This window comes from Curvivirga sp., from assembly GCF_965219885.1.
Classification (GTDB): Bacteria; Pseudomonadota; Alphaproteobacteria; order UBA8366; family Aestuariispiraceae; genus Curvivirga.
Map to the genome: position 1 here is coordinate 1757333 of NZ_CBDCOT010000009.1, position 22545 is coordinate 1779877.

The following is a 22545-nucleotide window of genomic DNA, read 5'->3' on the forward strand; positions in this document are numbered from 1 at the left end:
TTTATTAAGCGGCTTCACGCATATTTGCTGGATAAAAAGAAACCAGCAAACGGAATGGGTAAAGCAATACAGCGATCATAACTAATTTGGCTGTGAAATCGCCAAGTGCCCATGTTTCCCATGGTAAACCTGTGCCTGCGAAAGCAAGGGAGAAGAAAATGGCTGTATCAATGATTGAACTTACAAATGAAGAGATAACAGGTGCTTTCCACCATGTGCCCTGACGTAGTCTATCAAATAGAGCAACGTCCAATAGTTGCGCAATCAAGAATGCAGAACCGGATGCAACAGAAACGCGTAACATGCCAAAAGCATCATCATTGTTAAACAAAGCATCAAGCAAAGATGTACCGGTTTCAGCAGCTACTGCCGCCGCGATACTGAAAGCTGCAGATAAAGATAAAAATACACCTAAACCAAAACCAACAATCACAACTTTACGTGCTTTTTCAGGGCCAAAAAGACGATTGGTTGTGTCTGTAACCAAGAAGGCGATTGGGTATGTGAAGGCACCCCATGTTAAAATATCAGCCAATGGCAAGCCAAATAATTCGGTCATACCAAATAGGGAGATTACAGGATGTTGAACAAGTTCGTTGGAGGTTAAAATAACCACGCCCATGCAAATCACAGGGATAAGCAGGGACAAAACAAACCGTAAAGACGGTTTTGTTGCCTCAGTAGACATTTAATTTTCCTTTCGTATTGGGCGATTACGCCGAGGTTCTTCTATAACCTCGAAAGAAACAGGCAAAATAGACCTGTCCCCAATTACCGTTAATGGGCGTCTTCTATCGGAAAAGAGGTGTGGTTGTCAATGGAAGGTAATTTTATGACTTAATCTAGAAAGCCTGTACGTTCTAAAAGGAGGACAGCTGCAGAGAAACGTTTTACGCCAAATTTTTTTGCTATTCGTTTTTGCCTGTTTTTCAATGTGGTTTGGCTGATGTTTAATTTTTCTGCCAGCTCTGCACTGGAAAGATCTGGTTCCAGCATTTGAAGTTTTAGTGTTTCAACTTCTTTTGGGGAGAATAATTCGAACTCTCTCGGTACTGAATACAAGTCCTCACGGTCTTTTAACCAGTGATCAAGCTTACGCGTAGCTGCAAAGTAAGTTATCTCTATATCATCTAGGTTTTCAATTTTTCTAGAAGCTGAATAAAAGGCGGAAGAGTCACAATCAGGGCGACCAGATAAGCATACAATCGCATCGACGAAGCCATGCTTTAACCATATATCATATGCCTTTTCGGCGTTTTTAATTGAATTGAATTGTGGTTCTGCTCTGGCTTGCTCATGAGTGAAAATAGGCCATTGCCTACTTCGAAAGGCCCATGCTGCAGGACAGATTAAGTCAATTTCTTTGCTATAATATTCGTCAAAGAAAGGTGTTTGTATCTGACTATAAGTATAAACGAAACCGGGCGTGTGTCTTTGCCAAGCGTATTGAATATCATAGCTAGCTAAGAGCTCGTTAAAACCTTCCAAGCTATCGCAATTCAAGATGTCATCTATGGTTAGCAATGATCTATCCCTAACGTTGGTCAAAAACTATTATTAACGACATTTAGTTAGCTTTAAAACAATTGGCATCAATTATTCTTACACCTCACTTTTACACAGTTAGATAATAAGTGCATTGAAAGTATAGAATATGCACAACTAATCTATTATTTAGTCAAGAAAACCAGTTCGCTCTACAAGTAATGCGGCACCAATAAAACGCTTTACGCCAAATTTTTTCGTAATTCTTTCTTGGCGAATCTTGAGGGTACTTTGACTAATACCTAATCTTTCAGCTTGTTCTGCAGTTGAAAGGTGGGGTTGGGTCATTTGAAGTTTTAGGGTCTCGACTTCTTTTTCTGAGAGGAATTTAAATTTTCGCGCAATCTTAATCAGGTCTGCATTGCCTTCTAGTAATTTATCAAGTTTTCGTGTTGCGGCAAAGTATGCGATTTCAACTTCATCTAGATTACTTATATGTTCTTTGGATGAGAAAAATGCGAACGAGTTGGTCGTTGGGCGACCAGATAAGCATAAGATGCCATCCACAAAACCATGCTTATGCCATACCTCGTAAGCTTGCTCTGAGTTATTTATAGAATTAAAGCGCGCTTCATTACGTGCTTGATCATGAGTAAAAATCGGCCAAAGCTTACTGCGGTACGCCCACGCGACAGGGCATATGAGGTCAACATCTTCACCAAAGTAATCTCCAAGGAAATTGCTACCGACATAATCGTATATATGAAAATAGTCAGCGCTAACTTTTTGCCAAACATACTTGATATTATGTTTGTCCATTAGGGTGTTGAAATCATTAATATGTTCACAGTCCACTACTTCATTCAAAGTAAGCAATTGGCCGATCCTTAATATTTAATAATTAATCGAGCTCTTTATAGATTGGCTTGAAAGGGCGTTTCCCAAACCAGATCGGAGGCTCACTTGAACGGTGAAAGCCTCTTTTCTCCATATATCTTATTAATCTATCGTCAGCAACTTCGGCAGTATATTTTTTAAACCCAATGGTTTTACAATACTGCTCTGCGAAATCTAGGATAGCATTTAAAGCGGATAATCTATCTTTGGAAGAAGTTGGTAAAGTTGCTAGGCGCCCCCAATGTATGGAGCCGCCATTTTCAATTGAAACGAGGCGTAGTCGCATGCAGGCGACGGGCACTCCTGCGTTTTTTGCAAGAAGGTGAATAACCATTTCAAACTCTTTACCATCAAATTCTTCATCATATGGCTCAGTAGGGAGGAAGGCCACAGCTCTTAGTTGCTGACACTGTAACCACTCTTCTACTGTGTTGACGATACTCACATCAATGTGTGACATGTGTTTACTCCTTTTTATTTAAGTGGAGTAAAATAAATAATAGATTTCACAACCTATGAATTCAAAATTTTCTACTTTATGTAATTATAATTTCGATTTTTGTCGAATTAGTTTGAATTTCAGTTATTTACAGTAATTATTTTAGGGTTAAGCGATAGGCGCAGCGATGTGATTTATTCAAGATATGTTCCTCGCGACTGATATTGCAGTTGGGAAATAGTTTTTGAATAACGTCGAATTCGTTTGCACAAAGATTGCTACATTGTGAGGCCGCCGCACAGATTGGACAGTGGTTTTCGACGAAAAAATAGTCATTACTATCTTCATCTTGATGGATAGCAGCCATGTAACCTTCGTCACTACGAAGTTTGGCAAAAGCATCTAGTCGTTTTTCAAGCGATGTAATGCCTTCCATGCCCCTTTTATAGCTCTCAAATTGTTCTTCGCTACGTTTGGCAATGATCTGGTTTAAACCTTCTTCCCCAAAAATGGCTTTCATATTGTCGAGAAGGCTGAGGGAAAGATCTGCATGGGCATCGGGGAATAGGCGATTGGCTTCCTCTGTCAGGCGCCACAATTTGGCAGGGCGCCCTTTGGGCCTAGGTACTTCTTCATAGGTAACCAGTTTTTCATCAGATAAATCATATAGATGCTGGCGTACAGCCATGGCGGTGACACCAAGTTCAGCGGCTAGATATGCAGCATCCTGCGGGCCATTCTGCTTTAGAATGTCCTGAATTCTTCTTTTGCTGCGCTGGGCTTTTTGGGAGGTGGATAATTTGCTCATACATACTTTCTAAAGCTTTTTCTTGCGTAAATCAAATCTTCTATGTTATGACTTTATAAAGAAAAAACTTTACTTAATAAAAAGATGGATTTGGAGGCGCAAGAAAAGAGGTTCAAAATGGCAAAGCCGATCGTCAGTCTAAAAGTGGGAAATGTTGAATGTTATCAAACCAATGTGCAGCCATGGCGGTTAGATCAGGACCTATCGAAGGACCTGTTGAGTTTTGGGAAGCCTGCTGTTTTTAAATACTCTAAATTCTTCTTATGTTATCTTGTTTTGATGGTTGCATGGATCATCTTGTCGACGTTGAGTAAGTTTCTTTCTGTTGTGATTTAATAAAGAAAAGATGATTTTTGGATAGATTGGGGAGGAGACCCAAATGATAGATACAATGACAATCAGTATTGAAGATGGATATACGAAACTTCAAGAAAAGGGCCGCCTTTTGGTGAAGCAACAAGGGAAGCAAATCGCCTTATTCTTGCGGGGGGAGAAAATCTATGCCTGTAACAATCGATGTCCTCATGAAGGTTATCCGCTGATCGAAGGGCAAGTGGATGCTGATCCGAACTGTGATAAAGGGGCAGATAACAGCTGTGTGCTTACCTGCAGCTGGCATAACTGGAAGTTTGATCTGGAAGATGGTGGAAACCTGTATGAGGGGGATGAGTTACGTGTCTATCCCGCAGCGGTAAACGGGAATGATATCGTTGTTGATATTACGCCGCCTGATCCTGCCATACAGATTGAAAAGGCGCTGGAAAATTTGAAATCCACTTTCGCGCGTCATGAATATGACCGTATGGGGCGGGAAATTGCACGTTTAGATAAGGCGGGTGCGGGCATGGATTTAGCAGTCAAACATGCCATCCTTTGGACATATGAAAATAATGAATATGGTATGACTCATGCCTATCCTTCGGCCGTGGATTGGTTGAGCCAGTATGACCGTCATCTTGCCGCGGGTCGCACAGAATATGCCTTGGCGGCTATTATGGAGGCTGTTGGGCATTTCGCATGGGATACTATGCGTGAGGAAAAATTCCCTTATGCCAAGGCGGCGACTTCTTTTGAGGTTCAGGTGTTGCTAGATGCCATTGAAAATGAAAAAGAAGACATCGCAATTGCGCAGGTGAATGCAGCCTTTGAAGCAGGGTGGGACTTTGCAAGCTTGGAGCCTTATCTGGCTCAAGCCACATTTGCCCATTACCGTGCCTTTGGTCACTCTGCGATCTATCTGGAAAAAACAAAAGCGTTGATAGACCGATTTGGTAAAGATATTGAGCGCGAAGTGACTTTATGTTTTGTGCGCGAACTTGTTTACAGTTGGCGTGAAGATGAAATCCCGGAATTTAAGCAATATCACCCAACCTTGATGCAATGGCAGAAAGGTGAGGGGCAAGGCTTAGCGCAAATTGATGACTTTATTGGTCTGTCTAACAATGCCGCTTATAAAAAGTGTTTAGACTTGTCTCTTGTCGATCCAATGCCTGTTTTTAACGCATTGATGAAAGCTATTTGCTGGAATATGACCCGCTTTGATACATCTTATGGTCATCGCCATGATTTACCTGTGGCACATAATATCAATTGGCTGGACTTCACTCATGGTATTACTTTTGCCAATGCGGTGCGCAAGATTTGTGGCGAATATCCAGAATATTGGCCGCAAGGCTTGTTGCAGATGGCCAGTTTCGTTGGGCGCAACAAATCTTATGTGGATGCCAATCAGGACGTGAAAAAATGGCATGTGCCAAATCCGCCAGTTTTTTTCGGGGAGAAATTCGAAGCCTTACATGATCATGGCTTGTTTAACTATATTGTCTCCTGTCATTTACTGAAAACATTGTCAGCATTACAGGAAGAAATATCTGTGCAGCCAGATGCAGAATGGGCAGAGGAAGGTTTGGCCGCGTTGAACAGGTTTTTTGCATCCGAAGTCAAGGGAAAGCATGTTCTGCGAAATGCAAAACAAGCTTTATCCCTTGTGAATGCAGAAGATTAATTAACCTACTTTTAAAAGTAGATTTTGATGGGACATATGGACAGAATCGGCGTCCAGAGACTGTAGATAGGGTTGAATGCTTTCTTGCTGCATAAAGTCTTTGGAGGCCGCTTTTGCATTTTCCATATTGTCCCACTCAATATATTCCAGCCAAATATTATCCTCGGCTTTTGAAAGATATCTTGTGATAAACCCCTTGCAGTTTTGTAAATAAGCTGTAACGGCTTCAGTTGTTTTGATGAAATCACTTTCTTGAACACCTTCAGCCAGTTTAAAACGAACGATTTCAAATACTTTGTTAGTCATAATGTTTTCCTCAAATTATCAATGAGGTCTATATAACAACACCCTACTGACAGCATTTTGTCAGTAGGGTGTCATTGTTCGCAAATTATTTTATTTTCTAAATAAAACCGAAAGATAGCCAGATGTTGAAACCGTATCCGATGATCATTGAACCAAATAATGCGATGCCAATGAAGGTCAGAAATAAAGGTGTTTTGGTGAGGGCTTTTACCGCAACCGCGGCTGGAATACAGGTTGCCCCACCTGCAACCATAAAGGCTAATGCGGCACCGGGTTGAAGACCTAACTGCATTAATGTGTCTGCCAACGGGATCGCGGCATAGCCATTTAAATAAGCTGGGGCGCCAATAATGGCTGCCATAGGGATGGCATAAGAACCTGTATTTGCTAACCATTCACCAATGATATCCATTGGCACATTGGCAATCATAATACCTTCTAACATAAAGGCGATGGACAGCCATTTGAACAAGAACCAGCTGGTGCTTTTGCCTTCTGCAAAAAAGTCATTACGTCGTTTGTCTTCTTTCCAGAATGCCCAAGCTGGTTTTTCTGTGCGTGTGATGGCGCCGGCCCCGCAACCAGCATTGACCTCAATTCGTAATGGATCAGCAAAACCACCGAGTTTTTGGATAAGTGCCGTGCTGTATCCCCCCATAAGGCCAAGGGATACCGCCGCAACGGTTTTGGCTGCCGCGAATTCAGGGCCCAATATACCTGCAGTCACCAGCATCATTTCCGGATCAATGACAGGCGAGGCCAACCAAAAAGCCATGACAGGCGCGATAGGTACACCTGAAGCTAGCAAGGCAGCGATTAGAGGCACGACACCACAACTACAAAATGGAGAAAAAGCCCCCACAATGGCGGCAACCATCACAGCTTTACCCGCATTTGCACGAAATGCATTGCCAATCAAACTATCCGCACCCGTTGCTTTTATATAGGCTGCAAAGGCAACTGATATGGCTAGATACGGGGCAATTTCCCAAAGGCTTTTGCCGACAAATTCAATACTGGACCAGGATTGATCAGGAACCGTAATCGCAATCGTCACCCATGTCAGGATAAAGGCAATAACAACACGATCCATATCTTTTAATTTTTTAACGAAAGGGTTTTCGTGTTTTGGTTCAACAGGTGTGCCTGCAGAGTCTGGCGCGCAACAACTATTTGCCATTTTTCTTCTCCACAATCATCCCCGATCCTTAGGTGATCCGACTGGGGTCTCTAATCCTTATGCCAATGACCTTTATGATCACTTTCTGGTCTATCCGCACAACATTCCTTTGTAAGGAACAGGACAAGTTCATCCATTTTTGGGATATTTGCACTTACCATGTGGGTCGTGCCTTGTTTCCCGCGCGACACAAGACCAACAAGTTCCAGAAGTTTCAAATGATGGGAAAGTGTTGAGGCCGGAATGGCAAGGGCTTCTTGAATTTGCCCGACTGTGCGACCTTCACCACCTGCCCGAACGAGTAATCTAAAAAGATCAAGGCGTGTCGGGTTTCCCAATGCATCTAGACATTCTGCAATTTGCTCGGTTTCTTGCATGTCATGTTCCTTTGTTATTTCTAGTAATATCGAAATAGTAGTTGCAAGTCAATAAATATTTCGAAATTACTCGAAATACGGAATTTAAAAAGAATTTGAGTATTCGGCGCATATGCGTCAACTCTGGTCGGAAATCTAACTTGCAAAAGAGATTTAGACAAACTACTTCCTATATGTATAAGAAAATAACTGGATGGATTGTAATGAGCAACTTACCGGAAATACCGTCTCCATGTACGGGTGTTTGCAAGATCGAAGATGACAGCCAGCTCTGTGGCGGTTGTTTACGCACACGTGACGAAATTCGCAATTGGCGTAAAAGTTCCAATGATGATCGGTTGCTTGTTCTACAAGAATTGAAAAAGCGTCGTATGGCTAGAGGTAAAGTGAGCGAGTCTGACTTAAAACCCCGCCGCCGTCGCCGTTCTGCATAAAATCAGAAAATAGTCGCTTAGTTCCTCGCAAGAAACGCAATCAGGCGCCTGCGAATGCTCTGGCGTTGGCTGGTTTCATCTTTATCACGTTTCGCCCAGTAAAGCTCGCGATGTAAAATATAGAGGCTACTCGCGACAATGACAGAGGCACCTGCCCATACTTCCCAACCCGGTACTTCACCCCAAATTAAGTAAGCCATGGTTGCTGCCCAAATCAGGGCTGTATATTTAAATGGGGAAACAACCGCCACTTCGGCAACCGCAAATGATCTGGTTGCAAAATATTGGGCCAGTCCACCTAAGACACCAATAGAAATAAGTAATATCCAATCAATGCCACTTGGCATAATCCAGCCTTGGACGGAAATCCCAATTGACGAAACAATTATCCCATAAAGCGTGAAGTAAAAGGCAATGACGGATCCATGATCTTTTTTGCCTAAAACGCGCAGGATAAGCATCGCCGTTGCCATCAAGATTGCCGCCATGATTGGATAAATTGTATCAGATGACAATATGCCGGGCCCGGGCTGGATAATAATCAGGACGCCTATAAAACCTGCAAGAATGGCTAAGCCTCGATGGATTCCGACACGCTCTTTTAAGAAAACAGCCGCCATGATTGAGACAATAATCGGTGCTGCAAAAGTAATACTAACCACTTCCGCCATGGGCAGCTTAATAAAGGATGTGAACACAAAAAACATCGCGCCCATTCCCACGGTACCACGTAAGAAATGTTTAAAAGGCTGTTCGGTTTTTAAAAGTTGAAGCCCGCCAGCCTTCCAGAGGGTAATGCTGATCGGTATCATGGCAAAAACGGTTCTGAAAAACAGTAATTGCATGACAGGATAGCTTTCACCCGTCCACTTAATTAATCCATCCATTAAGGAAAATAGCAGAGTAGAAACAGTTACAAGGTAAATGCCTTTTACTGTATTGGATTCATTATGAGCAGGTGCCTTTACCTGCGATGCAGCCGACGCGGTCATGATACTTTCTTTGAAGGTTAGTTTTATTTGTAACTATTCAAAGCATACAGGCTTCTGTGCCTTAGGGAAGGGGGATGAGTTAAAATAGTTGGAAATTGAGTTGTGACGTAAAGATGTTAATTGGGACTTGCGCCGAATAAGAAGTTGCGCCAATTTGGATTAACTATTGAATAATTATTTAAATAAACGGGGTAAGGTGATGTTTACAACACGTCCGGAATTGGTCGGTACATTCGGGGCTGCGGCTTCGACACATTGGTTGGCAAGTCAGGTATCTATGTCGATTTTGGAACGTGGTGGAAATGCCTTTGATGGTGCCGTTGCTGGTGGCTTTATGCTGCAACTTTGCGAACCTCATATGAATGGTCCGGCAGGAGATGTGCCGTTAATTATTTACTCAGCAGAAGAAGAACAGGCGCGCGTCATTTGTGGGCAGGGTCCGACCCCGGCTGCGGCAACACGTGAAAAATATGAAGAGCTTGGCATTGAGGTTATTCCGGGAACGGGGTTGTTGGCAGCCTGTGTACCTGGTGCTTTTGATGCTTGGATGTTGATGTTACGTGATTATGGTAAAATGTCTTTGCGTGAAGTCTTAGAACCTACCATTGAATATGCGGAAAAAGGCTGCCCTATTACAGCGTCACCAGCGGGTATCATCGGCGCTGCTGCCGAAATGATTGATAAACATTGGCCGTCCACTGCGGCAATTTATTTAAAAGATGGTAAAGGGCCAAAGGCAGGGGATTTTTATACCAATCCACAATTAGCAAAAACCTGGCGACGAGTGATTGAAGACGCAGAAGGCGTTTCTTCAGATCGTATAGAACAGATTGATGCGGCCCGTGATATTTGGGCTGAAGGCTTTATTGCAGAGGCAATGGTTGAGTTCAGTCAGGGGGAACCTCATTACGACCAAACAGGTAAAAAGAATAATGGCTTGCTTGTCGCTGAAGATTTGAAAAACTGGCGCGCTAGCTATGATGAACCCGTCAGCATAGACTATCACGGGCATACAATTTTGAAATGCGGCCCGTGGAGCCAGGGGCCAGTTCAACTACAAGCTCTCTCCTTACTTAAAGATGCAGGGCTTGCGGATATGGATCCAGTTGGGTCTAAATTCGTGCATACTGTGATTGAAGCAATGAAATTGGCTTATGCAGATCGTGAGGCTTTTTATGGCGATCCTGATTATGTGGATGTGCCTATGGAGGTATTATTTTCTGAGGAATATATTTCCAGCCGTCGCCAATTGATGGGCGGCACAGCGTCACTGGATTTCCGTCCAGGCCTCATTGAGGGGTATGGTTTTCAATTTGATTATGAGGCAGCATTAGATCGTGTGCCGGAAGATAATGGTCTTGTTGGATTTGGTGGTGGAGAACCAACTATGGCAAAATTGCATAAAGGCGATACCTGTCATCTAGATGTGATTGATAAATGGGGCAATATGGTTTCTGCCACACCAAGTGGTGGCTGGTTGCAATCCTCACCTGCTATTCCTGAACTAGGTTTTTGCCTTGGTACGCGTACTCAGATGATGTGGATGGATGAAGAGTCACCAAGCGTGATTGGGCCAAAGAAACGCCCACGTACAACCTTAACACCAAGTATGGCTTTAAAAAATGGCAAGCCGTATCTTGCATATGGAACGCCGGGTGGGGACCAGCAAGATCAATGGCAATTGATTATGATTTTACGCCATATCCATCATGGGATGAACTTGCAGGAAGCTATTGATTGTCCAAGTTTCCATAGTGAGCATTTCCCAAGTAGTTTTTACCCACGTCATGCACAACGTGGCCGACTGGTCATGGAAGGGCGATTTGACGCGAAGGTTGTCGAAGAATTACGTGAGCTTGGTCATGATGTGGTGGTTGGAGATGATTGGTCAGAAGGTCGGTTATCTGCGGCCAGTTGGGATGATGGTGTTATTAAAACTGCAGCTAATCCACGTGGCATGCAGGGATATGCAGTTTGTCGTTAGCTTCTTTTTGGGAAAGTATAGACCATGAGCGTAGCGATTGACGCGAAAACAAGTTACAAAAACGAATATATCGCAATTTCAGGTGCGTTGATCTCTATGTTTCTAGGCGGTATTGGATTTGGGATGTCCTTGCCTCTCTTGCCTCTGGTCATGCATCGTTGGGGATTAGGCGAAGCCATGATCGGCTATAATGGGATGGCACAATCGCTTGCGCTCTTTTCCATGTGCCTGATTGTTGTAAAGGTTTTTAGAAAGTTTCATATGTTGCCAACCATGTTGGTTGCGTCGGCAATTATGGTTGTGGGGTCTTTGGCCCTAATTGAGTTCCAATCCTGGTTTGGATGGTTTTTGATCCGTCTTTTTATTGGTGGCGCTTTTGCTTTTATGTGGATTGGGTTTGAAGTTTGGGTCAATCATTTAGCGCCCGAACATCAACGGGGAAGGATTTTGGCAATTTATGCCGGATGTTTTGCCGCACCAACGGCCCTAGGACCTCTTGTCTTGAATTATGTAGGGACGGAAGGTGATTTACCATTTTATGTGATTGCAGCATTATATGGTCTTGGCGCATTACCCATGCTGGTAGGTTATAAAATGCAACCAAATTTCAGAGCTGAAGAAAAAGTAAAGCTTCTGAGTATGGTTAGAGTTATGCCCTTCCTAATTCTATGTGCTGCTATGGCGGGGCTTGGGGATGGCGCAGCCTGGAATATGATGTCCTTATTTGGTGTGAAAGTGGGCTTGAATGAAAGTTCTGCGTTGATGTTGTCATCAACCTTTCTGTTGGGCAGTTTTATCCTTCAATTTCCGATTGGATATCTGGCAGATAAATTCAGCCGCATGAAGCTTCTTATCCTTGTAACCGCGATTGGGGCCGTGGCTTGTGCAGGTGTCGCTTTAAGTGCGGTGAATGGTATCGCGTTTTGGGCTTTGACCTTTGTCGCCGGTGGCATGCTGATGGGCGTATATGTTTTGGCACTAGCCGTTCTTGGTCAACGCTTCAAAGGGGGCACCATGGCGGCGGCAAATGCGGTATTTGTGATTGTTTTTGAGTTAGGGACATTTACAGGTGGTCCTATTTCAGGAGGATTAATGGAATATATCCATCCGTCTTCTTTGTTATGGATGATGGGCTTAGCTTGTTTGGTCGTAACAGTGGCGGCGATTATTTCACGTCGCCTTCAGTCATCACAAGCAGCATAAGCCTATTGCCTGACACCTTTTCCCTTTTCGCAGGTGCGATGTTTCACAATATGATCGATAAAGGCACGGATTTTTGTCGGTGTATAACGTGCAGGCATATAGACCGCATAAATGCCGAAACCAGACATTTCATATTCTTCAAGGACAGATTCTACAGCACCTGAAGCAAGTTTATCCTCACAAAGGAAGGATGGGACACGACAAACCCCGTTACCTTTTTCAGCCATCAAAACTTCCATCCGTCCATTATTGCTTAGGAATTTCCCAGAAACCTTGATGTTTTCCTGCTTTCCGTCAGGGGAGGTAAAACGCCACAATCCGGGATTTTCGGCATTGCTGTAACGCATACAGTTATGATTGAGAAGATCTGATGGAACTTTAGGACGGCCATGTTTTTTCCAGTAATCCGGACTTGCAATGATAACCCCATAAGTCGTGCCAAGCTTTCTTGCGATCAAGCTTGAATCTTTAAGCGTCCCGATGCGGATCGCCAAATCGAAATTGCTTTCCATAAGGTCGATTTTTTGATCCGTCAGATACATTTCGACTTCAAGGTCGGGATAAGCCTCCATAAAACTTGGTAGAATATGACGAAGTTCCATATTGCCAAAGGCGATTGGGGCGGTAATCCGCAAACGTCCCTTTGGGGCCGCTTGGAAGGTTGTAATCTCTGCTTCTGCTTCTTCTGCTTGTTCAATAATAGCGCTGGCTTTTTCAAAATAACTTTGACCCGCATCGGTTAAACTAAGCTTACGTGTGGTGCGGTTTAATAATTTAACTCCAAGGCGTTCTTCCAGCTTGGTGACATGCTTACTGACAGCTGATTTTGTCTGTCCTAGCTGATCTGCAGCTTTTGTAAAACTGCCACTTTCCACCACAGCTACGAAGCTGGACATCCCATCAAGTATTGTCATATTATTAAACCCTATTTGGAAACAATAAATACTAAATATCATATATTATCATTTTATCAATGATAAACTATATCTTTCTTAAGTTAATGGCGAATGCCGATTCATAGATTCTTAAGGAGATAAAAATGGCTAAAGTATTGGTGCTTTATTATTCCATGTATGGACATATGGAAACCATGGCAAATTCAGTTGCAGAAGGTGCGCGTAGTGTTGCAGGTGTTGAGGTTGATTTGAAACGGGTTCCTGAAACAATGCCGGAAGATGTGGCGCGGGAAGCTGGGGCTAAACTGGATCAGGCTGCGCCAGTTGCTTCTCCGGAAGAATTGGCAAACTATGATGCCATCCTATTTGGGAGCCCAACCCGATTTGGTAATATGACAGCACAGATGCGTAACTTTTTAGATCAAACAGGTGGGTTGTGGTTTCAAGGTGGTTTGATTGGTAAAATTGGCTCTGTTTTTACCTCAACAGGTACAAATCACGGGTCGGAAACAACTATTACCTCATTTTGGAATACTTTGGCGCATCACGGTATGTTAATTTCGGGTTTGCCGATGAAAGATCCGCGTATCACAAATACCGAAGGACCAAGAGGTAGTACATTTTATGGGGCTGCCATGATTGCAGGGCATGAACATAATCCTGATCCTGAAATTGATTTGGCCATGGCAAAATTGCAAGGACAGCATGTAGCGGAACTTGCTGTTCGTCTTGCTAACAGTCAGATAGACGCTGAAGCAACAGCAGCGGATTAAAGCGATGTTGAAAAGCGGCTCTACGGGGCCGCTTTTATTATATCCTAAATCTATCTACAGTTTTCTCTATTGGGGGAATTGTCAGATTGGTTTTGAAACCCTACTTTTATAACAAGATAAAAAATTAAATTGATAGGTGGATCGTGAACGGTGTCGGCAGAGATGCAATTAAAGATGGATTTTTTCAACAGATGGCTGAAGAAGGTGAACGCCTTGGCCTGATCCGTCGTTGTACACCTGAAGAACGCGAAGCCAGCTGGCGTCATATTCTTTCAACTAATCCAAATGAATGCGGTAGCGTTTGGATATTTGCTTATGGATCCTTATTATGGAATCCCGCTTTTCATCTGGTTGATCGTGTTGATGGACGCCTCTTTGGATATCACCGTTCCTTTTGTTTGAGAACCTATATCGGGCGTGGTTCACCGGAACAACCGGGCTTGGTTTTGGGATTGGAAGCTGGTGGGTCATGTTGTGGGCAGGCCTTAAAGGTTGATCCAACCAAATTGGAAGAAGAGCTGGATGTTATCTGGTCTCGTGAAATGGTAAGCGGTGCGTATCATCCGCGTTGGGTCAACTTAAAGACTGATCAGGGTGACGTGCCTTCTGTCGCATTTGTGATGGACCAAAATTATGATAATTATGCAGGCGATTTAAGCTTTGAAGAAAAGTGCCATGACCTTGCTCATGCCCAAGGGGCGTTAGGATATGCCTCTGATTACCTCTATGAAACTGTGGCGGCGATGGATAAGATGGGCTTCAAAGATAAAATGCTGGATCAATGCGTAAAGCGTGTAAAAGAAATCCAGTCTGACAATAAGTAAAATTGATAGGATTTGAGCGATGTCTGAAAAGATTGAAAAGTCTGACCGTGAATGGAAAGAAATTCTAACTCCTGATGAATATTATGTATGTCGTGAAAAAGGGACGGAACGCGCCTTTACGGGTGAATATTGGGATGTGTTTAAGGACGGCACTTATAACTGTCGTGCATGTGGGGAAACGCTTTTTCGATCAGAAACTAAGTTTGATGCAGGTTGTGGTTGGCCAAGCTTCTATGAAGGCATCGATAAAAGTAAAATCAACGAACATGAAGATTTAAGCTATGGCATGCGTCGGGTTGAAGTGACTTGTGCCAAATGCGACAGCCATCTGGGGCATGTTTTTCCAGACGGTCCAGCCCCGACAGGCATGCGATATTGTATTAATTCCTTGTCGATTCAACTTGATGAAGATGAAGGTAAGTAGACAATTTACCTTTTCATTTCTTCCAATACATTCTGCGCAAATCCGGTGAGATAGCCAAAATCGGTGCCTATGGACATGAATTGATATCCCCATTTAATCATTTCTTTAGCCATTGCTGTATCTCCGCAATGAATGCCTGCATAGACGTTTTTCTTGCGACACGTATCCGCGATAAGTTTTATGGCATCGCGTACAGCTTGATCTTCCGGCATAGACATTGGTTGGTTGCCATAGGTGAAGCCTAAGTCATTTGGGCCAACCAAGATAGCATCCAAACCTTCGGTTGATAATATTGCATCTAAATTTTCGACAGCTTGTTTTGTTTCAATTTGGGCAATGGCCATAACGTTGCCATTAGCTTTTTGGGTGTAATCACTTCCATAATAAAGCCCTGGTTTCATAGGGCCCCAACTACGTCCACCTTCAGGTGGATAGCGCAATGCATGGACAAACTTTTTTGCTTCTTCTGCTGTATTCACCAAAGGACAAACCACACCGAGGGCCCCACGGTCCAAAGCACCCATAATCAATCCATCATCATTTGTGGCGACGCGCACGATAGGCGTGCAATCGGTACCGATGAGTGGGGTGATCATATGATCCACATCATTACTATCGATCAGGCCATGTTGTTGATCAATAAACACAAAGTCCATCCCCACATTGGCAACGCTTCGTGTAACTAAAGCGCTGTCCATATCAGCGAAAAGGCCGTAACCAGTTCTACCAGCTTGTAACTTTTTTAGTAGTGAATTCATCTGTTTTCCCCGATTTAGGATGTCATCTTTGGGTGGATTAGAAGAGGAAAATTGAAAGATAGCAAGCTTTTAAAACTTAATAGGGAAGTGCCATACTCATTGCCCAATAGTGATAGACAATAATCCGACCTCTGTCATTTGGCAGGAAACGATAGCCAAAGCCAACTTCGGTAAGGTCTGAAACTAACATGGCTTCACGATGTCCGTCTTTTGACTTTTTCCAAGCTTCAACGACTTCTTCAGGTGTAGTTTGACCTGCAGCAAGGTTTTCATAGATTTTTTCGTATTCATATCCCATTTGATTTGCGCGAAAACCGGGGTCTTTTCCGCGTAAGCTTATATGGTCAAAATAATCATAAGTTGCCATGTCATCTGCATGATATTGAGCCGCTTGATGTAGCCGATTATTCATGACCAGCGGGGATAATCCATATTGTGCCCGAAATCTGTTTACGGCTTTTAAAAGGCCTTTTTTCCAATCTGACCTTAATTGTTTCGTTTCTTGAGCTGCGAGGATGATACGTACATTTTGTATGTCACTGCGGCGTTTTTTAAAGTTGGGCCCAATATAGGCAATTCCCATATGCGTGAAATTCTTATCGCCAATTAGACGTCGACCATTGGACGTATTCATCAGGTTATTGGTAAAGCTTTCTTTACTGCGCTCATTGGCAAATACTCTAACGGCGACTGCACCCGCATTGAAGCTCACTTTTGCTAAAGATTCACGAAGCCAATTGTCAGGATAATTTAAATTGCCAGTTTGCATAAAACGTGAAGCGATTTGTTGAGCAAGATGGGCAAGACGTGGATCATTCACCCATTTTTCCTGTCCTTTTGTCGCCTGCCAATTGTTGATCACATGTGCTGCATGGTGAGTCAGTTTGCGATCTTCTTTGGTGATCAAACTTTGTGCATGGGCTGAAAGGCCAAACAAAAATGGCAACAACCCTAAGAGGATTGCTGCCATGATTTTTTTTATGCAATGCAAATAACCAAATGTCATTCGGTGTAGGCTCCTGAAATTTCAGGTTTAAACGTTTGAAATATTTTAGCTGATCGTAATTTTGGGTCCAGTATTTTGTGGTTCACCACTTAGGCTTGTCCATAATTGACTAGCGATGTCATTGTAAATTTTCGCATGTGCGGATTCTGGATCACTTTCGACAATTGGATTGCCATTATCAGATGTTTCGCGGATATCCATATGAAGAGGGATTTCACCAAGGAATGGAATACCAAGTTTTTCTGCTTCTTCTCTTGCGCCACCGTGACCAAAGATATTACTGCGATCACCACAGCTTGGGCATAGGAAGTAGCTCATATTTTCTATAATTCCTAAGACTGGCACGTCGGTTTTACGGAACATGTTTAGGCCTTTGCGGGCATCAATAAGCGCGATATCTTGAGGTGTAGAAATAATGACAGAACCTGCTAATGGGACATTTTGTGCCATGGTCAATTGTGCATCACCTGTACCTGGCGGCATGTCGACAATTAGAACGTCCAAGGGCCCCCAGTTCACATCGTTCAACATTTGTTGCAGGGCGCCCATAACCATGGGGCCGCGCCATACAACAGGTTGATCTTCATCGACCAAGAAGCCCATAGACATAACTTTGAGGCCATAGCCTTCTTTAGGATCGAGCATCTTACCATCTGCGGAGGTTTCCGGTTTGCCAGAAACACCCAACATACGTGGCTGGCTAGGACCAAAAACATCTGCATCCAGCATCCCGACATTTAGGCCGAGTTTCTTCAATGCGAGTGCAAGATTGATGGCGGTTGTGGATTTACCTACACCACCTTTACCACTGGCAACCGCAACGATATGGGTGATTTTGGACGCACCTGCATTTTTCTCTTGGGTGTCCGGTTTTTGCTGTGCTTTTTCTTGTGGCTTTTCTGCGGTTAGGATAGCCGTCACGGCAAGAACGCCTTTTACATCTTTCTTTACCAAGTCTTCGGCAGCTTTGCGCATAGGTTCAAATTTATCAGCATTTTCAGGATTACCGATATCGAGCGAGAATTGGACCATATTATCCTTTACCACTAATCCGGTGATCATATTCATTTCAACCACGGATTTGCCATTTGGAAGTTGTAAGCGGGATAGGGCTGACAGAACCTGATCTTCTGTGACTTGTGCCATTTTTTTCTCCATCTCGATTTGTTTGAAGGCTTTTTAAGTGATTCTTTATCAGTTCTTTTACAAAGCCTCTGGAATTCTTGGATTTGTGACATATATGAAAGATATCGGGCGTTGCAAGCCAGAAGTCATAACTTAGGTCGTTTTTCTTGCGAATAAATCGCAGGAACCGTTGCCTTTGTTGTCTGCTTGGGGTATGCCCTTTAAAGGCCTGTTTTATATATCAGGCGGATACAGATGAATATAATTTGGACGATGAAATAGGGATAGTAAATATGCCTTTGCAAATGAATTCCGGAAACGGCGGCCCATGGGGCGGCGGTGGTACCGGTGGCGGTAATCGCGGCGGTGGAAATGGCGGCAGCCCTTGGGGCAGTGGCGGGGGTGGTCCTCGCGGTGGTGGTCCACGTGGCCAAGGACCAAATCCACAAGACATGGAACGTATGGTTCGTGAAGGACAGGAAAAACTTAAAGAAATGATGCCAGGTGGACTTGGCGGTAAAGGTATTTTCCTGATTGTGGCTTTGGCAGCAGCTATTTGGCTGGGAACTGGTTTTTATACCGTTGAACCGGATGAACAAGGTGTTGAACTTGTATTTGGTAAATTGTCCCAAACAACGGGTTCTGGTTTGAATTATAACTATCCGGCACCAATCGGTGAAGTGTTGAAACCAAAGATTACAACTGTCAATCAGGTTGAAATTGGTTTCCGTACATCTTCCAATTCACGTTCAAATATTTCTCGTGATTTGACGAATGAAAGTTTAATGCTGACCGGTGATGAGAACATCGTTGATGTTCAATTCGTGGTTCAATGGCTCATTGCGGATGCTGGCAAATTCTTGTTTAACGTAAGAAATCCGGAACAATCCGTGAAGTCTGCTGCGGAAGCTGCGATGCGCGAAGTTATCGGTAAATCTGAATTTAAGTCCATTCGTACAGGTGGTCGTGCGCAAATTGCGGCTGATACAAAAGATTTATTACAAGAAATCTTGGATAGCTACGGTGCTGGCATCGCGATCCAATCCGTAAACATTAAGAAGGCAGATCCACCTGCACAGGTCATTGATGCTTTCCGCGATGTACAAGCAGCAAGTGCAGATAAAGAACGCGCAATTAACGAAGCGACAGCTTATAAGAACGAGGTGACTGAAAAAGCCCTTGGTCAAGCTGAACAAGTTACACGTGCGGCGGAAGCGTATCGCGAAGAAAAAATTGCAGCGGCAACTGGTGATGCATCCCGCTTCCTTCAGGTTTATGAAGAATATAAAGGTGCTGAAGAAATTACCAAACGTCGTATCTATCTTCAAACCATGGAAGAAGTCCTTGGTGGTATGGATAAAGTCTTGATTGAAGAAGGTGAAAATGGCTCTGGCGTGCTTCCCTATCTTCCATTGAATGAATTAAAGAAATCTAACTAAGGGGAATGATGATGAAGAAAAGTCCTATTGTTTTGATCATTCTCGTTATTGCGATTTTGATCGGTATTATGTCTACAGCTTTTACAGTACGTGAAACTGAAAAGGCATTGGTGATGCAATTCGGTAATCCTGTTCGTGTTATTGACGAAGCAGGTTTGAATTTCAAAATCCCATTTGTTCAGAATGTTCGTTTCTTTGATAATCGCGTTTTAGATTATGATGCGAATGTTCAAGAAATTCCAACATCTGATCAGAAGCAAGTCTTGGTTGATGCTTATGCGCGTTATCGTATTACTGATCCGCTTCAATTCTTCCAGGCGGTTAACAATGAATTTGCGTTGCGTGCCCGTTTAGATTCAGTAATTTCTCGTTCCTTGCGTGACGTTTTGGGTGAAGTACCTTTGGAAGTTGTGATGACACCAAAGCGTGCAGACCTGATGCGCGGATTTACAGAGCGTGTAGAAGTTGAAGCTAGAAAGTTTGGTATTCAGGTTGTTGATGTACGTATCCGTCGTATTGACTTACCTGAAGAAAACTCTCAAGCGATTTATCGTCGTATGCAAACTCAACGTGAGCAAGAAGCACGTAAGTTCCGTGCGGAAGGTGATAAAGAATCCCGTCGTATTCGTGCGGAAGCAGATAAAGAGCAACGCGTGATTTTGGCCGAAGCACGTAAAAATGCTGAGATTCTTCGTGGTGAAGGGGATGCGAAAGCGCAAGGTATTTATAATGATGCTTATGGTCGTGACGCAGACTTCTTTGACTTCTGGCGTTCTATGCAGGCGATGCAAAAAGGCTTGGGTTCAGAGAGCACAACCTATGTTGGCCCACCAACTGGTGACTTCTTCCGTTTCTTCGGAGATGAAACTGGTAAGGGTGCTCAATAATTTATTGAGTTTCTAGATAAGTGAGAAAGGCAGTCTTTGGACTGCCTTTTTTATTTATATGCTTTTGATACCATGTAAATATTTGATATGCTGTCGATGTGGGGCTTGAACTATCTGTTACAAACAGATGGCGGGAGAGCATCGTGGCCAAATATGATTCTGGATACTTTAAGGATTTTAACTTCAACAGCATAATGCGTTCTGCAAAAGTAGATGAAACTCTATTGCAAACTGTTGTTTGTCGAAATCTTTATACTTGGTGGAAATCTTTCCACCCAAAGTTACCTTCCAGAAAAGATTTTGATATTCTGGATCATCTTAAGGCTGCGCCTCATATCTTTATGATTGAAGTACTTCCAAATCATGAATTCTTATATCGCACGCAAGGTGAAGAAGTTATCAATTTGATTGGTATGAATAATATGGGGAAAGTGTTTTCCCGAACATGTGGGGATAAATCTATGGAAAATTTTGCGATTTTCCTGCATGAAGTAATCGATCATAGGAAAGCAATTCACAGTTATGGCACCATGGAAGCAATGGGACGTGCATTTCTACATTTTGAAGCATTCGATTTACCTTTGATCAACGAAGAAGGGGAGGTTACTCATATTCTGGGTGCTATCGCTTCAAGTGGTAAATATGATGAGAAATATTAGGCAATAAAAATAATGGATAATAATGATTTTTGGGCGGCGCTGGCGACAGCTGCAGGTTTGGTGTTTGTATTAGAAGGCGCCATCTATGCATTGTTTCCACAACAAATGAAAAACATGATGGTGCAAATAATGTCCATGCCGGCAAGCAATATTCGTAAAGGTGGATTAATTGCGGCTTTTATTGGTTGTGCCATTGTATGGCTCATTCGGGGATAAGAGATGAAGATTGGTGAATTGGCAAAAGAGACAGGTGTGTCCACGCATACGTTACGTTATTACGAAAAAATCGGCTTAATAGATACTGCCGCAAAAGATGCAAGTGGACATCGTAATTATGGGGCCTTTGAACTGGATTTGATCAATTGGGTTGTATGTCTCAAGAAATCCGGTATGCCGTTAGAGAAAATTAAAACATATGTGGCTGCCTTTAAGACAGGTGATGCGAATAACATGCGTGAAATGTTAGAAGCGCATCTTGTGAAACTACATAAGCAACAAGCAGATATTGAACATTATCTGGATGTGACAGAACGAAAACTCGCTTCCTTAAAAAAATCGACCACACATTAAATTAACCTGTTGACTTAGAGTATACTCTAACTTGTTAGGCTCCTCTCAAATCAAATTTGAAAGGATAAAATCATGCAAGTTGAAGTAAGTATTGTAAACGCATTCGTGGATCAGGAAAAAGGTGGGAATCCTGCGGGTATCGTATTACAGGCGGATCAATTTACTCAATCAGAGAAACAGGAAATTGCTGCGAAAGCTGCCTTATCTGAAACTGCCTTTGTGAGTAATTCAGATACAGATACGTTTAAATTAGAATTCTTTACCCCGTCTAGACAGATTGCTCATTGCGGTCATGCGACAATTGCAACCTTTAATCATTTACTAGATCAAAAAATGATAGGAGACGGTTTGGCTTCCAAAGAAACAATTGATGGTAGCCGGAAAATTTTAATCAAGGATGGCGTCGTGTTTATGGAACAGCTTGCGCCGACATATACGGATATTACTCATTTGAAGGAGCGAATTTTAGTATCCTTGGGTCTGAATGTAGACGATTTAAGTTTTGAACCTTTGTTAGTGAATACCGGGAATAACTTTGTGGTTGTCGGTGTTAAGGATATTTCTATTCTTGAAGCAATTGAACCAAAACAAGATTTGATAGGCGAGATATCTGAAGAATTGGATTTGATTGGCTATTATGTGTTTACACAAGCAACTGTGAGTTCTGACCGAGACGCGACTACACGTATGTTTGCACCGCGATTTGCTATCCCTGAAGAGGCTGCCACAGGGATGGCTGCAGGGCCGTTAGCATGCGTTTTACATGACAAGTTGAACATCAGAAAAGATAAGATGTTGATTGAACAGGGGGCATATATGCAGCCTGCCTCCCCAAGTCTTATTACAGTTAACCTTGATGTGAAAGGCGAAAATATTGTGTCTTTAATGGCTGGTGGTAAGGCTAAGAAGATGGAAGATATTTGGGTTGATTTAAAATAACATTGGTGTGGCAAAGGGGGATTTCCCCTTTTGCCGCTTTTGTGATTTATCCATCACCTTACGTAAAAAACGTTTAATTAAGGCTGAAATGCCTTAATTTTGCCCTGAAATGGGTGGAATTATTCACTTTTATGT

The 22545-nt window shown here is 43.0% G+C and carries 27 protein-coding genes; 14 read left to right on the forward strand and 13 right to left on the reverse strand.

Annotated features, from left to right (window positions below):
* Positions 1 to 4 precede the first annotated feature (4 nt).
* The 5 genes from ACOQOA_RS13760 to ACOQOA_RS13780 all read right to left on the reverse strand — a co-directional run bounded on the left by ACOQOA_RS13760 (position 5) and on the right by ACOQOA_RS13780 (position 3629).
* Positions 5 to 688 (reverse strand): queuosine precursor transporter, encoded by a 684-nt coding sequence (locus tag ACOQOA_RS13760; protein ID WP_420549191.1) that lies wholly within the window; start codon positions 686 to 688, stop codon positions 5 to 7.
* 149 nt (positions 689 to 837) lie between these two features.
* Positions 838 to 1524 (reverse strand): response regulator transcription factor, encoded by a 687-nt coding sequence (locus ACOQOA_RS13765; RefSeq protein ID WP_420549192.1) that lies wholly within the window; start codon positions 1522 to 1524, stop codon positions 838 to 840.
* A gap of 150 nt (positions 1525 to 1674) precedes the next feature.
* On the reverse strand, positions 1675 to 2361 hold the full coding sequence (locus ACOQOA_RS13770) for a hypothetical protein (RefSeq protein ID WP_420549193.1): 687 nt from the start codon (positions 2359 to 2361) through the stop codon (positions 1675 to 1677).
* A 25-nt stretch (positions 2362 to 2386) separates the two neighbouring features.
* Positions 2387 to 2842 (reverse strand): hypothetical protein, encoded by a 456-nt coding sequence (locus tag ACOQOA_RS13775; RefSeq protein ID WP_420549194.1) that lies wholly within the window; start codon positions 2840 to 2842, stop codon positions 2387 to 2389.
* A gap of 136 nt (positions 2843 to 2978) precedes the next feature.
* Positions 2979 to 3629, reverse strand: coding sequence for a helix-turn-helix transcriptional regulator (locus ACOQOA_RS13780; protein WP_420549195.1), 651 nt, complete (start codon positions 3627 to 3629; stop codon positions 2979 to 2981).
* A gap of 117 nt (positions 3630 to 3746) precedes the next feature.
* On the opposite strand from ACOQOA_RS13780, the gene ACOQOA_RS13785 reads away from it, so the two are divergent.
* Entirely contained in the window at positions 3747 to 3965 is a 219-nt protein-coding gene (locus ACOQOA_RS13785; RefSeq protein WP_420549196.1) for a hypothetical protein, read from the forward strand.
* A gap of 43 nt (positions 3966 to 4008) precedes the next feature.
* Positions 4009 to 5634, forward strand: a complete 1626-nt coding sequence (locus tag ACOQOA_RS13790) for a Rieske (2Fe-2S) protein (RefSeq protein ID WP_420549197.1) — start codon at positions 4009 to 4011, stop codon at positions 5632 to 5634.
* On the opposite strand, the gene ACOQOA_RS13795 is transcribed toward ACOQOA_RS13790, so the two are convergent.
* From ACOQOA_RS13795 to ACOQOA_RS13805, 3 genes are all read right to left on the reverse strand, one after another.
* Positions 5635 to 5940 (reverse strand): antibiotic biosynthesis monooxygenase family protein, encoded by a 306-nt coding sequence (locus tag ACOQOA_RS13795; protein ID WP_420549198.1) that lies wholly within the window; start codon positions 5938 to 5940, stop codon positions 5635 to 5637.
* Between the two features lie 97 nt (positions 5941 to 6037).
* Positions 6038 to 7120 (reverse strand): permease, encoded by a 1083-nt coding sequence (locus ACOQOA_RS13800; RefSeq protein ID WP_420549199.1) that lies wholly within the window; start codon positions 7118 to 7120, stop codon positions 6038 to 6040.
* A 50-nt stretch (positions 7121 to 7170) separates the two neighbouring features.
* Complete coding sequence (locus ACOQOA_RS13805; protein WP_420549200.1) at positions 7171 to 7497, reverse strand: ArsR/SmtB family transcription factor; 327 nt, start codon at positions 7495 to 7497, stop codon at positions 7171 to 7173.
* A 203-nt stretch (positions 7498 to 7700) separates the two neighbouring features.
* Here ACOQOA_RS13805 and ACOQOA_RS13810 point away from each other — a divergent pair, with 203 nt between their 5' ends.
* On the forward strand, positions 7701 to 7931 hold the full coding sequence (locus tag ACOQOA_RS13810; RefSeq protein ID WP_420549201.1) for a DUF1289 domain-containing protein: 231 nt from the start codon (positions 7701 to 7703) through the stop codon (positions 7929 to 7931).
* 17 nt (positions 7932 to 7948) lie between these two features.
* Here the strand turns inward: ACOQOA_RS13810 and ACOQOA_RS13815 are convergent, their stop codons facing one another.
* Positions 7949 to 8923, reverse strand: coding sequence for a DMT family transporter (locus ACOQOA_RS13815; protein ID WP_420549202.1), 975 nt, complete (start codon positions 8921 to 8923; stop codon positions 7949 to 7951).
* Positions 8924 to 9122: 199 nt separating this feature from the next.
* Here ACOQOA_RS13815 and ACOQOA_RS13820 point away from each other — a divergent pair, with 199 nt between their 5' ends.
* Both ACOQOA_RS13820 and ACOQOA_RS13825 read left to right on the forward strand, forming a co-directional pair.
* Positions 9123 to 10907, forward strand: a complete 1785-nt coding sequence (locus tag ACOQOA_RS13820) for a gamma-glutamyltransferase family protein (protein WP_420549203.1) — start codon at positions 9123 to 9125, stop codon at positions 10905 to 10907.
* 24 nt (positions 10908 to 10931) lie between these two features.
* On the forward strand, positions 10932 to 12110 hold the full coding sequence (locus ACOQOA_RS13825; RefSeq protein WP_420549204.1) for an MFS transporter: 1179 nt from the start codon (positions 10932 to 10934) through the stop codon (positions 12108 to 12110).
* Positions 12111 to 12112: 2 nt separating this feature from the next.
* Here the strand turns inward: ACOQOA_RS13825 and ACOQOA_RS13830 are convergent, their stop codons facing one another.
* Entirely contained in the window at positions 12113 to 13024 is a 912-nt protein-coding gene (locus ACOQOA_RS13830) for a LysR substrate-binding domain-containing protein (RefSeq protein WP_420549205.1), read from the reverse strand.
* Between the two features lie 125 nt (positions 13025 to 13149).
* Between ACOQOA_RS13830 and wrbA the strand changes: the two genes are divergently transcribed.
* The 3 genes from wrbA (at position 13150) to msrB (ending at position 15027) form a co-directional block, all read left to right on the forward strand.
* Positions 13150 to 13779, forward strand: a complete 630-nt coding sequence (gene wrbA / locus ACOQOA_RS13835; RefSeq protein WP_420549206.1) for an NAD(P)H:quinone oxidoreductase — start codon at positions 13150 to 13152, stop codon at positions 13777 to 13779.
* A gap of 191 nt (positions 13780 to 13970) precedes the next feature.
* Positions 13971 to 14603 (forward strand): gamma-glutamylcyclotransferase, encoded by a 633-nt coding sequence (locus ACOQOA_RS13840; RefSeq protein ID WP_420549207.1) that lies wholly within the window; start codon positions 13971 to 13973, stop codon positions 14601 to 14603.
* Positions 14604 to 14622: 19 nt separating this feature from the next.
* A complete protein-coding gene (msrB, locus tag ACOQOA_RS13845) occupies positions 14623 to 15027 on the forward strand; it encodes a peptide-methionine (R)-S-oxide reductase MsrB (protein ID WP_420549208.1) in 405 nt (134 codons plus the stop codon).
* Positions 15028 to 15032: 5 nt separating this feature from the next.
* Here msrB and ACOQOA_RS13850 read toward each other — a convergent pair whose 3' ends face one another.
* The 3 genes from ACOQOA_RS13850 to ACOQOA_RS13860 form a co-directional block, all read right to left on the reverse strand.
* Positions 15033 to 15785 (reverse strand): HpcH/HpaI aldolase family protein, encoded by a 753-nt coding sequence (locus ACOQOA_RS13850; RefSeq protein ID WP_420549209.1) that lies wholly within the window; start codon positions 15783 to 15785, stop codon positions 15033 to 15035.
* Between the two features lie 76 nt (positions 15786 to 15861).
* Positions 15862 to 16791, reverse strand: a complete 930-nt coding sequence (locus ACOQOA_RS13855) for a CAP domain-containing protein (protein WP_420549210.1) — start codon at positions 16789 to 16791, stop codon at positions 15862 to 15864.
* A 45-nt stretch (positions 16792 to 16836) separates the two neighbouring features.
* On the reverse strand, positions 16837 to 17937 hold the full coding sequence (locus tag ACOQOA_RS13860; RefSeq protein WP_420549211.1) for an Mrp/NBP35 family ATP-binding protein: 1101 nt from the start codon (positions 17935 to 17937) through the stop codon (positions 16837 to 16839).
* 272 nt (positions 17938 to 18209) lie between these two features.
* On the opposite strand from ACOQOA_RS13860, the gene hflK reads away from it, so the two are divergent.
* From hflK to ACOQOA_RS13890, 6 genes are all read left to right on the forward strand, one after another.
* Positions 18210 to 19355, forward strand: coding sequence for an FtsH protease activity modulator HflK (hflK, locus tag ACOQOA_RS13865; protein WP_420549212.1), 1146 nt, complete (start codon positions 18210 to 18212; stop codon positions 19353 to 19355).
* Between the two features lie 11 nt (positions 19356 to 19366).
* Positions 19367 to 20242: a protease modulator HflC gene (hflC, locus tag ACOQOA_RS13870; protein ID WP_420549213.1), complete on the forward strand. Its 876-nt coding sequence runs from the start codon at positions 19367 to 19369 to the stop codon at positions 20240 to 20242.
* A 143-nt stretch (positions 20243 to 20385) separates the two neighbouring features.
* On the forward strand, positions 20386 to 20901 hold the full coding sequence (locus ACOQOA_RS13875; protein WP_420549214.1) for a PAS domain-containing protein: 516 nt from the start codon (positions 20386 to 20388) through the stop codon (positions 20899 to 20901).
* 12 nt (positions 20902 to 20913) lie between these two features.
* A complete protein-coding gene (locus tag ACOQOA_RS13880; RefSeq protein WP_420549215.1) occupies positions 20914 to 21117 on the forward strand; it encodes a DUF2065 domain-containing protein in 204 nt (67 codons plus the stop codon).
* Positions 21118 to 21120: 3 nt separating this feature from the next.
* Positions 21121 to 21471: a MerR family transcriptional regulator gene (locus ACOQOA_RS13885; protein WP_420549216.1), complete on the forward strand. Its 351-nt coding sequence runs from the start codon at positions 21121 to 21123 to the stop codon at positions 21469 to 21471.
* 72 nt (positions 21472 to 21543) lie between these two features.
* On the forward strand, positions 21544 to 22410 hold the full coding sequence (locus tag ACOQOA_RS13890) for a PhzF family phenazine biosynthesis protein (protein ID WP_420549217.1): 867 nt from the start codon (positions 21544 to 21546) through the stop codon (positions 22408 to 22410).
* Positions 22411 to 22545: the final 135 nt, after the last annotated feature.

Bases quoted from the DNA above. Each gene is read 5' to 3' on its own strand.
- ACOQOA_RS13890 (WP_420549217.1), top strand. From the start codon at position 21,544: ATGCAAGTTGAAGTAAGTATTGTAAACGCATTCGTGGATCAGGAAAAA.
- ACOQOA_RS13775 (WP_420549194.1), bottom strand. From the start codon at position 2,842: ATGTCACACATTGATGTGAGTATCGTCAACACAGTAGAAGAGTGGTTA.
- ACOQOA_RS13840 (WP_420549207.1), top strand. From the start codon at position 13,971: ATGGCTGAAGAAGGTGAACGCCTTGGCCTGATCCGTCGTTGTACACCT.
- hflK (WP_420549212.1), top strand. From the start codon at position 18,210: ATGCCTTTGCAAATGAATTCCGGAAACGGCGGCCCATGGGGCGGCGGT.
- ACOQOA_RS13810 (WP_420549201.1), top strand. From the start codon at position 7,701: ATGAGCAACTTACCGGAAATACCGTCTCCATGTACGGGTGTTTGCAAG.
- ACOQOA_RS13860 (WP_420549211.1), bottom strand. From the start codon at position 17,937: ATGGCACAAGTCACAGAAGATCAGGTTCTGTCAGCCCTATCCCGCTTA.
- ACOQOA_RS13855 (WP_420549210.1), bottom strand. From the start codon at position 16,791: ATGACATTTGGTTATTTGCATTGCATAAAAAAAATCATGGCAGCAATC.
- ACOQOA_RS13815 (WP_420549202.1), bottom strand. From the start codon at position 8,923: ATGACCGCGTCGGCTGCATCGCAGGTAAAGGCACCTGCTCATAATGAA.
- hflC (WP_420549213.1), top strand. From the start codon at position 19,367: ATGAAGAAAAGTCCTATTGTTTTGATCATTCTCGTTATTGCGATTTTG.
- ACOQOA_RS13790 (WP_420549197.1), top strand. From the start codon at position 4,009: ATGATAGATACAATGACAATCAGTATTGAAGATGGATATACGAAACTT.
- ACOQOA_RS13760 (WP_420549191.1), bottom strand. From the start codon at position 688: ATGTCTACTGAGGCAACAAAACCGTCTTTACGGTTTGTTTTGTCCCTG.
- ACOQOA_RS13830 (WP_420549205.1), bottom strand. From the start codon at position 13,024: ATGACAATACTTGATGGGATGTCCAGCTTCGTAGCTGTGGTGGAAAGT.
- ACOQOA_RS13820 (WP_420549203.1), top strand. From the start codon at position 9,123: ATGTTTACAACACGTCCGGAATTGGTCGGTACATTCGGGGCTGCGGCT.
- ACOQOA_RS13885 (WP_420549216.1), top strand. From the start codon at position 21,121: ATGAAGATTGGTGAATTGGCAAAAGAGACAGGTGTGTCCACGCATACG.
- msrB (WP_420549208.1), top strand. From the start codon at position 14,623: ATGTCTGAAAAGATTGAAAAGTCTGACCGTGAATGGAAAGAAATTCTA.
- ACOQOA_RS13780 (WP_420549195.1), bottom strand. From the start codon at position 3,629: ATGAGCAAATTATCCACCTCCCAAAAAGCCCAGCGCAGCAAAAGAAGA.
- ACOQOA_RS13800 (WP_420549199.1), bottom strand. From the start codon at position 7,120: ATGGCAAATAGTTGTTGCGCGCCAGACTCTGCAGGCACACCTGTTGAA.
- ACOQOA_RS13805 (WP_420549200.1), bottom strand. From the start codon at position 7,497: ATGCAAGAAACCGAGCAAATTGCAGAATGTCTAGATGCATTGGGAAAC.
- ACOQOA_RS13785 (WP_420549196.1), top strand. From the start codon at position 3,747: ATGGCAAAGCCGATCGTCAGTCTAAAAGTGGGAAATGTTGAATGTTAT.
- ACOQOA_RS13825 (WP_420549204.1), top strand. From the start codon at position 10,932: ATGAGCGTAGCGATTGACGCGAAAACAAGTTACAAAAACGAATATATC.
- wrbA (WP_420549206.1), top strand. From the start codon at position 13,150: ATGGCTAAAGTATTGGTGCTTTATTATTCCATGTATGGACATATGGAA.
- ACOQOA_RS13850 (WP_420549209.1), bottom strand. From the start codon at position 15,785: ATGAATTCACTACTAAAAAAGTTACAAGCTGGTAGAACTGGTTACGGC.
- ACOQOA_RS13880 (WP_420549215.1), top strand. From the start codon at position 20,914: ATGGATAATAATGATTTTTGGGCGGCGCTGGCGACAGCTGCAGGTTTG.
- ACOQOA_RS13795 (WP_420549198.1), bottom strand. From the start codon at position 5,940: ATGACTAACAAAGTATTTGAAATCGTTCGTTTTAAACTGGCTGAAGGT.